Source organism: Citrobacter sp. Awk 2, assembly GCF_028069815.1.
Taxonomy (GTDB): Bacteria; Pseudomonadota; Gammaproteobacteria; order Enterobacterales; family Enterobacteriaceae; genus Citrobacter.
This window is the reverse complement of the sequence record NZ_JANEWL010000008.1, coordinates 11,139-24,173: the sequence shown is the minus strand read 5'-3', so window position 1 is coordinate 24,173 and position 13,035 is coordinate 11,139. Positions and strand designations below refer to the sequence as shown.

General features: G+C 53.8%; 20 protein-coding genes. 15 read left to right on the top strand and 5 right to left on the bottom strand.

Annotation, left to right across the window (positions count from 1 at the left end; translation table 11 throughout):
• The first annotated feature begins 85 nt into the window (after window positions 1-85).
• Genes NNO02_RS03815 through NNO02_RS03755 form a run of 14 tightly spaced genes read left to right on the top strand, consistent with a single transcriptional unit; the run spans window position 86 to window position 7,409 of the window.
• The gene (locus NNO02_RS03815) at window positions 86-583 is read left to right on the top strand and encodes a head completion/stabilization protein (protein ID WP_271454242.1); all 498 of its coding nucleotides are present in this window, start codon (window positions 86-88) and stop codon (window positions 581-583) included.
• Complete coding sequence (locus NNO02_RS03810; RefSeq protein WP_271454241.1) at window positions 583-783, top strand: tail protein X; 201 nt, start codon at window positions 583-585, stop codon at window positions 781-783. Before NNO02_RS03815 ends, NNO02_RS03810 begins: the two co-directional genes overlap by 1 nt.
• Entirely contained in the window at window positions 774-1,055 is a 282-nt protein-coding gene (locus NNO02_RS03805; protein ID WP_000420349.1) for a hypothetical protein, read from the top strand. Before NNO02_RS03810 ends, NNO02_RS03805 begins: the two co-directional genes overlap by 10 nt.
• Window positions 1,052-1,603 (top strand): lysozyme, encoded by a 552-nt coding sequence (locus tag NNO02_RS03800; protein ID WP_271454240.1) that lies wholly within the window; start codon window positions 1,052-1,054, stop codon window positions 1,601-1,603. Before NNO02_RS03805 ends, NNO02_RS03800 begins: the two co-directional genes overlap by 4 nt.
• A complete protein-coding gene (locus tag NNO02_RS03795) occupies window positions 1,600-1,995 on the top strand; it encodes a DUF2570 domain-containing protein (protein WP_271454239.1) in 396 nt (131 codons plus the stop codon). The genes NNO02_RS03800 and NNO02_RS03795 overlap by 4 nt, the downstream gene beginning before the upstream one ends.
• Window positions 1,904-2,140, top strand: coding sequence for an Rz1-like lysis system protein LysC (gene lysC, locus NNO02_RS23815; RefSeq protein WP_418230110.1), 237 nt, complete (start codon window positions 1,904-1,906; stop codon window positions 2,138-2,140). Before NNO02_RS03795 ends, lysC begins: the two co-directional genes overlap by 92 nt.
• Entirely contained in the window at window positions 2,137-2,586 is a 450-nt protein-coding gene (locus NNO02_RS03790; RefSeq protein ID WP_008500374.1) for a phage tail protein, read from the top strand. Before lysC ends, NNO02_RS03790 begins: the two co-directional genes overlap by 4 nt.
• Window positions 2,583-3,224 carry a phage virion morphogenesis protein gene (locus NNO02_RS03785; protein WP_271454238.1) on the top strand — a complete coding sequence of 214 codons (642 nt, stop codon included), beginning with the start codon at window positions 2,583-2,585 and terminating at the stop codon, window positions 3,222-3,224. The genes NNO02_RS03790 and NNO02_RS03785 overlap by 4 nt, the downstream gene beginning before the upstream one ends.
• Window positions 3,224-3,808, top strand: coding sequence for a phage baseplate assembly protein V (locus NNO02_RS03780; RefSeq protein ID WP_271454237.1), 585 nt, complete (start codon window positions 3,224-3,226; stop codon window positions 3,806-3,808). Before NNO02_RS03785 ends, NNO02_RS03780 begins: the two co-directional genes overlap by 1 nt.
• Window positions 3,805-4,173, top strand: a complete 369-nt coding sequence (locus tag NNO02_RS03775) for a GPW/gp25 family protein (protein WP_010835080.1) — start codon at window positions 3,805-3,807, stop codon at window positions 4,171-4,173. The genes NNO02_RS03780 and NNO02_RS03775 overlap by 4 nt, the downstream gene beginning before the upstream one ends.
• Complete coding sequence (locus NNO02_RS03770; RefSeq protein WP_271454236.1) at window positions 4,160-5,056, top strand: baseplate assembly protein; 897 nt, start codon at window positions 4,160-4,162, stop codon at window positions 5,054-5,056. Before NNO02_RS03775 ends, NNO02_RS03770 begins: the two co-directional genes overlap by 14 nt.
• Entirely contained in the window at window positions 5,049-5,663 is a 615-nt protein-coding gene (locus tag NNO02_RS03765; protein ID WP_008500379.1) for a phage tail protein I, read from the top strand. The genes NNO02_RS03770 and NNO02_RS03765 overlap by 8 nt, the downstream gene beginning before the upstream one ends.
• Entirely contained in the window at window positions 5,653-7,248 is a 1,596-nt protein-coding gene (locus tag NNO02_RS03760; protein WP_271454235.1) for a phage tail protein, read from the top strand. Before NNO02_RS03765 ends, NNO02_RS03760 begins: the two co-directional genes overlap by 11 nt.
• The gene (locus NNO02_RS03755; protein WP_271454234.1) at window positions 7,245-7,409 is read left to right on the top strand and encodes a hypothetical protein; all 165 of its coding nucleotides are present in this window, start codon (window positions 7,245-7,247) and stop codon (window positions 7,407-7,409) included. Before NNO02_RS03760 ends, NNO02_RS03755 begins: the two co-directional genes overlap by 4 nt.
• A 258-nt stretch (window positions 7,410-7,667) precedes the next feature.
• Here the strand turns inward: NNO02_RS03755 and NNO02_RS03750 are convergent, their stop codons facing one another.
• Window positions 7,668-8,360 carry a hypothetical protein gene (locus NNO02_RS03750; protein WP_271454233.1) on the bottom strand — a complete coding sequence of 231 codons (693 nt, stop codon included), beginning with the start codon at window positions 8,358-8,360 and terminating at the stop codon, window positions 7,668-7,670.
• 171 nt (window positions 8,361-8,531) lie between these two features.
• On the opposite strand from NNO02_RS03750, the gene NNO02_RS03745 reads away from it, so the two are divergent.
• On the top strand, window positions 8,532-9,101 hold the full coding sequence (locus NNO02_RS03745) for a recombinase family protein (RefSeq protein ID WP_271454232.1): 570 nt from the start codon (window positions 8,532-8,534) through the stop codon (window positions 9,099-9,101).
• A gap of 7 nt (window positions 9,102-9,108) precedes the next feature.
• On the opposite strand, the gene NNO02_RS03740 is transcribed toward NNO02_RS03745, so the two are convergent.
• The 4 genes from NNO02_RS03740 to NNO02_RS03725 are packed head-to-tail and all read right to left on the bottom strand — an operon-like array spanning window position 9,109 to window position 13,008.
• Window positions 9,109-9,597: a phage tail protein gene (locus tag NNO02_RS03740; RefSeq protein WP_024142417.1), complete on the bottom strand. Its 489-nt coding sequence runs from the start codon at window positions 9,595-9,597 to the stop codon at window positions 9,109-9,111.
• Window positions 9,598-9,606: 9 nt separating this feature from the next.
• Window positions 9,607-12,546 (bottom strand): phage tail tape measure protein, encoded by a 2,940-nt coding sequence (locus NNO02_RS03735; RefSeq protein WP_271454231.1) that lies wholly within the window; start codon window positions 12,544-12,546, stop codon window positions 9,607-9,609.
• On the bottom strand, window positions 12,536-12,784 hold the full coding sequence (locus NNO02_RS03730) for a GpE family phage tail protein (RefSeq protein ID WP_149022286.1): 249 nt from the start codon (window positions 12,782-12,784) through the stop codon (window positions 12,536-12,538). Before NNO02_RS03730 ends, NNO02_RS03735 begins: the two co-directional genes overlap by 11 nt.
• Complete coding sequence (locus NNO02_RS03725; RefSeq protein ID WP_200022222.1) at window positions 12,709-13,008, bottom strand: phage tail assembly protein; 300 nt, start codon at window positions 13,006-13,008, stop codon at window positions 12,709-12,711. The genes NNO02_RS03730 and NNO02_RS03725 overlap by 76 nt, the downstream gene beginning before the upstream one ends.
• Window positions 13,009-13,035 lie beyond the last annotated feature (27 nt).

Below are 13,035 nucleotides of genomic sequence, written 5' to 3'. Positions count from 1 at the left end.
GCTGGCGGCGCGGGCGGAGATCTGCAACACATCGCGTTAGCTTTTCTCCGCCCGCTCACCGCCAACCTTTTCTGGAGACTACACGATGAGCCTAGTGGCCCCTCGCACAGTTACCCCCTCTGCGGAGGATGTGCCGGACGTGGATGACGGCGGAGAGAAAGTCACCGCCGGGGAGTTCTGGCCCGAGATAGTGCTGAGCAACGTCCGTAAGGAGATGCGAATCACCGGTGCGGTTACCACTTCGCGTTTAAAGCAGGTGGTCATTGAAGCCGTAGCCCACACAGCTGACCAGCTGAAGCAGTGGCAGGCTGAACAGATTGGGGCCGGATATGCCAGTTTGGCCGCCGTACCGGCAATGGTGATTAACGAAGAGAGCGTAAAGGTATATCGCTGGCGCCGCGCAGTTTACAGCATCTCGCGGGCCCTGCTGATCGAGACTTTCCGCGATGTTGACACCACGGGCGACGCGGGTGAGAAGCGCGCCGCCGCTCTCGCAACCCAGGCGAATGATCACTGGCGTGATGCGCGCTGGGCTATCTCGGATATTCAGGGCGTAGTCCGTAACTCTGCGGAGGCGTTCTGATGAAAGTGAAGGCATTGCAGGGCGATACAGTGGATTTGTTGTGTCAGCGTCACTACGGCATCACCCAGGGCGTGACCGAGATCGTACTGTCTGCGAATCATGCGCTGGCCGGTCAGATCTTCCTTGATGCAGGGCAGGAAGTTGAGCTGCCTGACGTCGACACCTCTGCGACAAAGGAGACTGTTCAATTATGGAGCTGATAAACCGCCTCTGGAACTGGACGGTGTACCTCTGGTCGATGCTGCTGACGGGCGTCGGCATGATGACGCAGAAGGACTGGCTGGCCTTCATTGCTGCGCTCACCGGGATCGTGGTTGCCGTGCTGGGTGAGCTCCATCGCCGCCGGATGTCGCGCATCCATGAAACCAACAATGTTCTGCTGAATGAATTGATCGATGCGATTCGGGACGATACCGAGAACCGGCAGGACGTGAAGGAGTTAATCCGGACTATCAGGGAGTCACCGCGATGAAAAGAGGAATTATTGCCTGTTCTGTTGCGGCGATTGTCTCTCTCGCAGCGGCACTCTGGCCGCAGACTCTGCGCACAAGTCCTGAAGCGCAGCTGAAGATGGCGAAATACGAGGATTGCCGAAAGACGCCGTATTACTGCCCGGCAGGTGTGCTGACCGTAGGCATGGGGTCGACCAGCAACGTGCAGAACCGCGAATACGCCGAGCGCGAGATCGCCGAGCGATGGGTGAATGACCTGTTTCGTGCTGAGAAATGCGTAAACCGCGAGTTTAATGGCGCAGCTGCACCACAACGGGTTTTCGAAGCGCTCACTGACGGCGCATTTAACGTCGGTTGTGGTGGTCTTGGCTGGTACACCAACAAAAAGGGCCAGAAGGTCAGAACAACAATCTGGCGCAATGCGCAGGATGGTAACTGGCAGGGCGTTTGCGAGCGACTCACAGACTTTGTCAACTCCGGCGGAAATCGTCTGCCGGGGCTGGTAAAGCGCCGGGAAGAGTTTCGGGACTGGTGCCTTTCAGAGCCTGGGCTGAAGGGGGCGAAATGAAAGCGCTGGGTGTATTTTCCGTTTTTATTTCCCTTCTGCTGGTCATCGCAGGCGTCAGGCTGACGCTGGAGAGCAGTAAGCGAGAGGCCGCAGAGACGGCCCTTGGAGAAGCCAACCAGAAGCTTAAGCAAACCGGTGATGTGCTGGCCGAGGTCAGGGCGTTACGTAACGACGTGAACGCAGTGGCCGCTGGTCTGAAAACACTGACTCAGAAGCGTAGCGATACAGGGGAAAAGCGCCGTGAAAATATCAAAACTGAGCTGGCCGGTGATAAATGCGCCGCTGTGCCTGTGCCTGACCGTGTGGCTGACAGCCTGTACCAGCGAGCCGCCGAAGTTGGCGCCGGTGATTATTCAGGAACCTTTACCGGAAAGTCTGACGGCAAAAACTGAAACGCCAGCACCGCCAAAACCAATGACATACGGGAGCCTCGCTCCGTGGTCCGATGCGCTGCTGGATGCGCTGGACACATGCAACGCCGATAAGGCGGGTATCAGAGAGCTGGAACTGCGGCGAATCGCCAGGGGGATAAAGTGAAAAAAGCAGAGTTGATGCGTGAAGCCCTGATAGCCGGTAACACCTGGTGTAAGGCCAACCCGGAGCAAATCACCGTCTGGGTGGAAAAAGGCAATATCGGGATTGAAGCGACCGGCGAACCGTCTTTCATGTACCTCTACACCATCAATATTCTCGCCGTGGAATTCCCCGGGGCGGTTGATGACCTGATGCTGCCGATCATGGCCTGGGCCTGGCAATATCAGCCGGATTTACTGCTGAATCCTGACAATAACCGCAAGGTGGAGTTTGATGCTGACATTATCAGCGACGACCTGGCCGATCTTCTGTTCAAGGTGCCGGTCTGGGAGCGCGTCATGGTGGAAACCGTTGACGGGAAGCCCGTCGCGAAGCACCTGAGTGAAGACCGCCCGCGCATCCATGGCGGAGAGTGGGGAGTGGTATTTGGCGGAGGAGAGTTGGCATGACCGATGATGCAGCGCTGTTTCATCAACTCGATCAGGTTTTTGCAGACATCCTGTCCGCAATGGCGCCAGCGAGCCGGTTGCGTACTGCGCGCGGAATAGCGACTACATTACGCCGTAGCCAGAGCCAGCGCATCGGGAAGCAGACAGCTCCGGATGGCACGAAATACCAGAAGCGTCATCGCCGCGTCTTACGCTCCCAGGCTGGGATCGGGTTTGTCTGGCAAGGTGAGGAGCGTCGTCTGAGGAACTGGCGGGCAACCCGTGGAAGCCGGGGACGCATGCTTACAGGCTTTGATGAGGGGAAAGGGGCCGTTCGCTCGTTCTATCGCTCTGATATTGAGCGTTATCTTGATATCAGTTTCAGCGAGACGCGCCGTGATACCACGAAAAGCGATCCTATGTTTCGCCGACTGCTCACAACCCGTTTTCTGAAAGCAAGAGCGACTTCTGAGGGGGCTGTAGTTGGTTTTTCGGGCGCAACTGCCCGCATCGCCCGCGTTCACCAGTACGGGCTACGGGACAGGGTTAACGACAGTGGCGCGATGGCCAGCTACCCGCGCCGTGAGTTGCTCGGCCTGAGCAAGGCGGACCGCATGGCTATAGCCCGACAGGTCATTGATTCTCTGGGGGTTAGCTGATGGATCTGGCTGAAGTCATTCGCCTGCTGGAAAACATCGTTCGCACCGGTACGGTGACGGAGATAGACGAGGAAAAGTGGCGGGTAAGGGTAAAAAGCGGAGAGCTGGATTCGACCTGGCTGCGCTGGAATGCACAGCGTGCAGGCGCTTTCAGCATCTGGGTACCGCCGTCTGTTGGCGAGCAGGTATGGTTCCTTTGCCTTGGGGGTAACACTACCGCTGCGATCATCGGGGGAAGTCTTTACAGCAACGACAATCCGGCGCCAGGCACATCGGCAAAAGAAATGATCGTAACCGCCCCGGATGGCGCGAAGTTTCGCTATGACGCAGAGGCAGGGGCTTTGCAGGTCAGCGGCATCAAATCAGCAACGATCGAGGCGTCGGTTAAAGTCTTGCTGAAAACGCCGCTGGTCGAGTGTACCGAGATGCTGAAAACCAAAAATTTCACCGTTACGGAAGGCGGGAAAATGCAGGGGGACTTTACGCACACTGGCGGTGCGTTCATCTCAAACGGTGTCCAGATTGATGATCATGGTCATGGTGCCGTGCAGCGTGGTGGAAGCTGGACGGAGGGCACGAAATGACGGTGCGCTATACCGGGATGAATCCTGATGGCACGGGAACGCTGACGGATGCCGCCCACGTGTGGCAGTCAGCCAGCGACATTCTTAACACCCCGATTGGATCGCGGGTCATGCGCCGTGACTATGGCTCTCTCGTTCCTGATCTGATTGATGGTCCGCAAAACGACGTTACACGCATGCAGCTGATGAGCGCGGTGGTTATTGCGCTGGCGACATGGGAGCCGCGGATCACGCTGAGCATCGTGGATGTACGTTATTCGCAGTCCGGAGCAGTGGAGGCGGGATTGTCAGGGGCTCTGACGGAATCTATGGAACAGCAGACGACAACCTTAACACTCAGGAAAAGCAGCAATGGCAACAGTTGATTTGGCGCAGCTACCGCCGCCGCAAATTATTGAGGTGCTGGATTTTGAAGTGATTCTGGCGGATGTCAAAGCCGTCATGATCGCGGCTTTCCCTGATGAACAACAGACCTCTGTTGCCGCAGCGTTAAAACTTGAGTCTGAACCCCTGACCATACTGGCGCAGGTGATTGCCTACCGGGAATTAATGCTGCGCCAGCGAATCAATGAGGGTGCTGCGGCCTGCATGTTGAGCCATTCCGTCTCCACCGATCTTGATAACCTTGCGGGTAACCTGAACACCGAGCGCCTGGTTCGCATTCCGGCTACCGAAACCACCGATGCAGAGATGGAAAGCGATACCGCACTGCGTCTGCGTGCGCAATCTGCTTTTGAAGGGCTGAGCGTTGCTGGCCCTACCGGGGCATACGAATATTTTGCGAAGAGTGCCAGCGGTAAAGTTGCTGATGCCAGGGCAACCAGCCCTTCTCCCGCTGTCGTCGTCGTGTCCATTCTGTCTACCGAAGGAGATGGCACAGCGAGCGACGAGCTGATCGCAACAGTAAACGACACGCTCTCAGCGGATGATAAGCGGCCTGTCGCCGACCGGCTAACCGTCCAGTCAGCGGAGATTGTGAATTATGAAATTGACGCTCTGCTTTATCTCTATCCGGGGCCGGAATCTGAGCCGATCCTGAGTGCGGCAGATAATGCACTGCGGACATGGCTGGGAGAGCAGGGGAAAATCGGTCGCGATGTTGCGCGTTCGGCCATTATGGCCGCTCTGCATGTGCAGGGGGTGCAGCGCGTAGTTTTGCTGAATCCTCAGGAAGATATCGTGATCGATGATACCCAGGCGGCACGATGTATTTCGCACACCATCAGCGTAGGGGGAACGGATGAATAACAGCCTCCTGCCGCCTTCAGCCAGCACCTTCATGCGGAATGCGGAGAAACCGACGGCGCGGATCAGCGGTATTCCTGTCGACCTTCGAAAGCTCTGGAATCCGGATGAATGCCCCGTGGAGTTTTTACCCTATCTGGCCTGGGCGTTGTCTGTTGATCGCTGGGATAAGCGCTGGTCTGAACAGACCAAGAGGCAGGTAATAAAAGCCTCCTGGCTTGTCCATCGTCACAAAGGCACGATTTCAGCGCTGAGGCGCGTTGTTGAACCTTTCGGCTATTTGCTGAGGGTGATTGAGTGGTGGCAGAACGGCGAGGAGCCAGGCACTTTCCGGCTTGAAATCGGCATTCAGGATGAGGGGATCACCGAGGAAACTTATCGGGAGCTTGAGCGCCTGATCGACGATGCAAAACCCAGAAGCCGTCACCTCACCGGCCTTTCGCTTTCGCTTCAGTCTCAGGGTTATATCGAGATAGGGGCGGGGTGTTACGTGGGTGATACGCTGACGGTATATCCCTATTTTCCTGAAACTATCGCTGTGGGTGGCAATGACTACACCGGCGCAGCAATCCATTTAATTGATACCGTGGAGATCGCAAGTGGCGACTAAATATCTTGCCCTGTTGACCAATATCGGGGCGGCAAAACTGGCAAAAGCCACGGCGTTGGGTACGAAAGTTGAGATTACCCAGCTGGCCGTTGGTGATGGCAATGGTGTACTGCCTATACCGAATCCGGCACAGACTGCCCTCGTACATGAGTTACGCCGCGCCCCTTTGAATATGTTGACGGTGGACCCGGCGAACGCCAGCCAGATCATTGCGGAACAGGTCATACCGGAAGACGTCGGCGGGTGGTGGATTCGTGAGATCGGCCTTTTCGATAAAGATGGCGATATGGTGGCGATTGCCAATTGCGCTGAAACCTATAAGCCTCAGTTGCAGGAGGGGAGCGGGCGCGTTCAGGTTATTCGCGTGATCCTGATTGTCAGCAGCACCGAAGCCGTTACGTTGAAGATTGATCCGGCTGTTGTACTGGCAACACGCCAGTATGTTGACAGCCAGCTGCGCGCGCATGAGCAGTCACGTAATCACCCGGATGCGTCAACGACAGAGAAAGGTTTTGTGCAGCTCAGCAGCAGTGTGACCAGTGACAGCGAATCGCAGGCGGCAACATCGAAGGCCGTTAAAATTGCGATGGACAATGCGAATGCTCGGCTGGCTAAAGAACGCAATCTCGCTGATTTACCTAATCCGGCACTGGCGCGCCAGAATCTGCAACTTGGTGACAGCTCGACGAAAAACACCGGTACAACGGCCAATACTGTTGCGGCGGGTGATGATGCACGTATCACCGGCGCGATGCAGAAAAGCCAAAACGGGGCGGATATTCCAGATGTGGCGAAGTTTCTCCAAAACCTTCAATTGAGAGAATCGTTTTCTGGGGTGGTTGGGGCGGTACGAAATGGAAGGGTAAGTGTCGCCTCTGCGTCAGCATCGGCAACATTCTCAGCAGATGAATTGATTGTGGAAGATGGCGATGGACGCCAGTATCGATTGAGTAATTTCAATAAATCTGTAGACCTGATGAAAACAGGGGCTGGCGGGATGGATACGGGCACAGTTCCGACAACAGGATTTGTTGCTTTGTATGCGATTTATAATCCGACTACTGATATGTCGTCATTGCTTGCGGTAAATGCAACCTCCGCTGAAGCACCAGAGATTTATGGTGGTTCATCGTTACCTCCTGACTATACCGCCAGTGCACTGGTGAGTGTTTGGGGCATTTCAGAATCAAAATTCAAAACTGGAACGCAGCATGGGCGAGTTATTAATATTGACCGTCAGACCGCAATAACAACAACCGCAACAATAAATACGCTAACTGAGTTATCTATCGCCGCGATTGTTCCCAAAAATGCAAGGAAAGTAAGTGGCTATGGTTCCATCTATGCAACAGCAGGTGGTGGTGCGCAATCAGGCGGTTTAATTATTGATGTTGCATCCACAAATAGCGGTGTCGGGTACGTATCAATCGGGGGTTATGTCGGGAATTATGGCATAGGGGTTTATGGTCAGTTTGCGGAATTATTGCTATCAACCCCACAATCAATTTTTTATGATGTGAACCCAAACGGCACATCAATCACGGGTTTTTCTGCATCATTATTCATCAGTGGATATACGATATGATTTACGCTGAATTAACACCAGATGGAAAGTCTATTGTGGCATTGTTCTCATGCGAGCAAGAAAATTCCACACAGATTGATAAGAATGATGCGCGTTATATTGAGTTTTATAACGCGCAACCTGAGGTTATGCAGCAAATACTGCCAGCCCCAGCGATATAAGAAACATGCTACTAACTGGCCTGTTCCCCCAGAGGTGTAGGCCATTCAATAGCACGCTCTACTTCTCATGCGCCGGGTTAACTGGCGCTGGCAGTCCGCTTTGAACATCTGCTGGTAGCAGAGAGAAATATTCAGCGTATCGTTGGTCATCCAGCTCCACTTCTCCGGGATTGCTATAGAAATCTGGTGATTGTGGTGACGCAAATACAGCGACTATTTTTGTTTCTGTGGTATCTGAAAACTGAACATAAATCATAGTTAAATCTCATATGATGTTACATAAACTGACGAGCTGTTCGTTGTACCTACTGCACTGCCCGCGTAGTAGATAGTCGATGGCTCAGTGAGTTGAATTTTGAATATTCCAGTAATATTTGTGCCGCTATTTGCTACTCTCGTTCTACCCACCATATTCTTACGGGGGGCAACATCGATTGAGATATTATAAATGTTGGATGATCCGCCTGCTGACGCTGACATTAAACCTGACACTGCTTTTGCATTTAAAGGTACTGTATTTACCAGTGATATTGGGGTTGCTGTAGAAACCGGGCTTGATGTTGAAAGTACCGTCACCTGTTGAATTGACAATATTCTCCCCACTAAATCACCGATAATGAACTGGCCTGACTCAATACCCCACACAGCAACCAGTGCGGATGCTGTAAATCCAGCTGGCATATTTGTGCCACCATAAACTTCTGGAACATTGGCGTTTGTCGCATTAACGGCGAGAAGTGCTGACGTCGCTGTCGTCGGGTTATAAATAGCATACAGTGCCACGAAGCCGGTGGTCGGCACAGACCCCGTATCCAGCCCACCTGCACCGGTAGTCGCCAGGTTGATTGTTTTGCTGAATGCACCCAGTCGATACTGGCGACCTGCGCTATCTTCAACAATCAACTCATCGGCTGAAAATGTCGCAGTAGCACTCGCGGTAGCCACTGACATTCTGGCGTTTCTCGACTGCCCGACAACGCCAGAAAATGATTCTCTCAATTGAACGTTTTCCGTAAGACATGGTTACTTCTGATGGTGCGGTACCTAACCTGCAGTACAGCCAGAAATGACGATGCTCGATACAATGCGAGGGACTATGGCATCTAAATAAAGGAGATTTTTATGCTGATCGGCTATGTAAGGGTGTCAACAAATGACCAGAACACCGCGCTGCAAAGAAATGCGCTGGAAAGCGCAGGATGTGAACAAATATTTGAAGACAAAATAAGCGGCACAAAAGCGGAAAGGCCGGGGCTTAAGCGTTTATTACGAACCTTATCGAATGGGGATACGCTGGTTGTCTGGAAGCTTGATCGTCTCGGGCGGAGCATGCGCCACTTGGTGACTATGATCGAAGAGCTACGCAATCGCGGTGTTAACTTCCGCAGCCTGACAGACAGCATTGATACCTCAACACCTATGGGGCGTTTTTTCTTTCATGTCATGGGCGCACTGGCAGAAATGGAGAGAGAGTTAATCGTTGAGCGCACCCGCGCCGGTTTGGTTGCAGCTCGTGCAGAAGGAAGGATAGGAGGGAGGCGACCAAAACTGACAGAGCAGCAATGGGAACAGGCGGGAAGACTGATCGCCGCAGGGGAGAAACGACAGCGGGTGGCTATTATTTTTGATGTAGGAATATCGACACTTTATAAAAAGTTCCCTTCAACAAGAAGGGAACATGAAGGGGCTTAAGGCATTATTAAAACAGACCGTTGAGCGAGTCTTTCACCTGGTTTATCGCATTATTTGCACTCGTCTTTAACCCGGCCAGGGCATCGCTGACGGTCGAGCTTTGCAGCTTCTCCCTGTAATCCGCATCGACACGGCTCAGGCTGAGGGTAAATTCGATTTTTTTTGGATTCCCAAATCGGTCGAACTCGGACTTTCCCCGCTCCAGACGTGTTAAAACGTACATACCATAAATACGCCCCGTACCCTCAATAAGCGGCCATGGGCGCCCTGCGTAGCCGACAGTTTCAAGGGCTGACAGCGAGAGATTTCCACCGGTGATTTCCGGGTAAAGGACGCCTGACAGCGTTATATTGTCATCACCAGCGCCAATGTACTGCCAACCGGCTGACTGGTTAACCCGCTCGTTTTTTACGTGCCTCCACTCCTGCGAGTGCTGGAGTTGCTGGTAAGGGGTGGTGCGCAGCATAAAAACGAACATTCCAAAGACCATCATCATAATCGTCACCTATTCTCTGTCGCGGAAAGAACCACGGTTAATTCTGCCGGTGCTGGCCATTGCATCACGCACAACATTGCGCATCATTCTTTCCAGCTCCTGATCCGTGCGCTTACCAACATCGTTAAAGGTAATGTTAAAAACTGGGCCGCCGCCGATTGGAGCGGTAACGGGAGCTGATACCGGGGCCTGTGTGGCTGCTGTCGCTGAAATAACGCCGCCAGCTGCGGGTGTTGCCACTCGCGGTACTGATTGCGGTGTAACGCGCGCTTCTTGATATGCGCCACGCAAAGCTAGGGCACGTGGCAGGTTTTTGAAAATAATGTCACCCGGCCCGACTTTCTTGGTGTTGTCAGCGGTTGCTTTTGTATTGTCTGCGATGTTTTGCAGACGTCGTTGCGTACCAGTATTTCCTGACAGTGGCGAGGCCGCAGGTGGTGCGCCAGTAGTAACTGGCGACTCTGCTTTTTTGGGGGCGACTTTAGCCATATCACCGGCAAGGAAAGCCACCTTATCCTGAAGGAGGGCGGAGCGTTGCGCATCCTCAATTTTCTTGCGCGCCCTCTCTGCTTCATCGGGTAATACACCAAGTTTTTCAAGTATCCAGCCAAGGGTATCAAGAAGCATCTTGGCTGGGGTCAGGGCGAGATTTATTGCACCGCCGAGTACGTTACCGAAGATCTCGCCAGCACTCGTGCATTTTTCAAGTGTCTCCTTGCTGGTCTGCACTGGCGATAAGAGATTCGTAAACCACTGCCAGACGGATTTAACCCCATTGCTGATCATGTCAAAGATGGGGGAAAAGGTGGCAAAGGTATCCCTGAGAGGGGAAATCGCCTGCATAACTCCGGTAAACATACCGAGGAAAAACGCCTTAATGGGTTCCCAGTATCGCCAGATTAGCAATCCCGCAGCGACAAATGCGGAACCAATCAGGCCTATTGGACTGAGTAAAAAAGATAAAGCCCCACCAAGAATAGATACCGCACCGGTGATCATGCCCCAGATTGCTGGCAAGCCAGTGAGGCGCAATAGCAACATACCAATGTTTTTAGTCAGCGGTCCCAAAAGTGTGCCTGGAGACAGGAAGGCAGTAAGCAGACCAGAGCGAACCGCAGGGAGAATAGCTGAAATTATTCCCAGTTTAGGGGCGATTCCTGACAGTACGACTGACCAGCCTCTGACGTTCGCCATGGCAGGTCCCGAGACAGTGCCGAGAGTGCGAAAAGCTGCAATGGTGCCGAGCAGCCCGCGACCACCGGTCAGCAATGAAAAACCGAGCTGAAGTTTGGTGAGGGGGCCAATAAGAATACCCATCGCTAGTGATGTAGCGCCAATTGCCGCCACCAGTGCAAGTGCTCCACCGACAACCAGAATGATTGTTTGTGTCAGGCGGGGATTTTCTTTTACCCAAGTACTGGCGGCGGTGATCATATCGCTAAGCCCCTGAGTAAGAGAGCGCAGAGGGCCATCGGTGGTCTCTTCGACCTGAATGCGGAAACCTTCCCATGCGCTGTCTAGGTTTTTCAGATCACCGCTGAGGTTGTCAGCCATGACCTTCGCTGCCTTCTGCGCTTCACCCTGAGAGCCGCGCAAATCGGCCAGGAGTTTTTGCAGCTCACCGCTACCAGCCGATCTAACCAGTGCCTGAAATGACTTTGCTGCTTCCTCGCCTGCTATGTCTTTGAAGAATGACAGCTGGTCTGTGTCACCGTACTTTTTGATAGATTTATAAATATCAGATAAGACTACTTCGGCCGGTCGCATTTTCCCGGTGGCATCGGCAACAGAAACGCCCAATTCTTTCAGGGCTGCCTGAGCTTTTCCTGTTGGTGCAGCCAGACGCGAAAAGGTGGTTTGTAGGCCAGTACCTGCAATACTGCCACGCAGGCCAACGTTCGCCATTACACCGATCATGGCGGTTGTGCGCTCAACATCAACGCCAAGACCGGCCATCCCGGTTCCTGCATACTTCATCGCCTCACCGATATTCATTAAATCGGTGTTAGTACGGGTAAATGCCGCGGTCAAAACATCACTGACCCGATCCATCTCCTTTGGATCGAGACGGAACTGCGAAAGAATGTTGGAGCTGATGTCGGCACTTTCACCAAGATCCATGCCACCGGCGAGCGCCATATTCAGAACGCCAGGCAACGCAGCCTGAATAGCAGCCGGAGTAAAGCCAGCCATTGCAAGAAACGCCTGCCCGCTGGCTGCATCGCGCGAAGTAAATGCGGTTTCGGCACCGAGTTTTTTGGCCTGCGCGCGCAGATCTGCCAGTTGGGAGGAGTCTTTGTTGAGTCGGGTTAAAGCCTGAACGCGAGACATTTCCTCATCGAAACCAATCGCAGGCGCCAGGAATGATCCGCCAGCGTAGCCCGCAGCAGCAGTGCCCAGCATCATCCCCATGCCTGCCCCACGAAGCTTGCCCGCACTCTCTTTAGCTCGATCATACCCGGCCTGTGCTTTTTGGGTAGCAGCCAGCTGGCGACGTTCGCGCTCAAGTGTCTGGTTGTATTGCTCTGTACGCCTGATGGCACTTTGGACGGCGCCGCTCCCGGTGGTGAGGTTAACGCCATGCTGGCGCACTGCCTGAGCGGCTGTGCGCAGCTGCGTCGTTTGCCTGCCGTAGGTTTCAGTCAGCCGGGAAAGTTTGGTACGAAGTGACTCAAGTCGCGCCGTCTGGGCTTCAGTAAGCTGACCACCTTCGCGTTGTTTCTGGTTGAGGCCGTCAAAGGCTCGCTGGGTGCTCTTCAGCTTCTGCGCAGTGTCATTGGCTTGCGAGCGCAGCTTATCAAATGACGCTGCGCTTTTTTCCAGGTCTTTGATTGAGGACTGTGTTTTTTTGAGGGAGTCGGAAAGGCCGCCAATGGCTTTACTGGCGGCGTTGACCGGGCGGGTGAGCTTGTCAATTGCACTGAACGCAACGCGAATACTAAGATCCATCGTCGTCATCCTCCTTCTCATAGTTACCGCTTCTGATGGCCGCCCGTTCGCGCCAGGCCATCAGCTCGCGCAACTCCATGCTGTGCATTTCGGAGGGCGGCCAGTGAAATATCACAGCGATGTCGGCGATCAGATCGTCGACATCGCTGAATACTGCCTCTCTTACTTGCTCGCCGTCGCCGCCTCGCTCGGTGCGGACGGCGCCGCTTTCGTCAAAAAAGGCGTGATTTCTTCGCACAGCGCCGTAAAGTCTCCGGTCGCCATTGAGGAAATATCGGTGGTTGTCAGCTGAGGCGCGGTGACGCGAGTCAACAGAGTTGATACGGCGTCATAGTCGAAGTTAAGAACATCAACCAGACGCAGGCCGCGCAGTGAGCCAGCCTGCTTGATTGTGTCGGTGATTGCGACGGATTTAATTTCCTGGTCGGCGCGTTTAATGGGTTGGCTGAGAGTTACTGACATTATTCATTCTCCGGGCGGCCAGGCGGC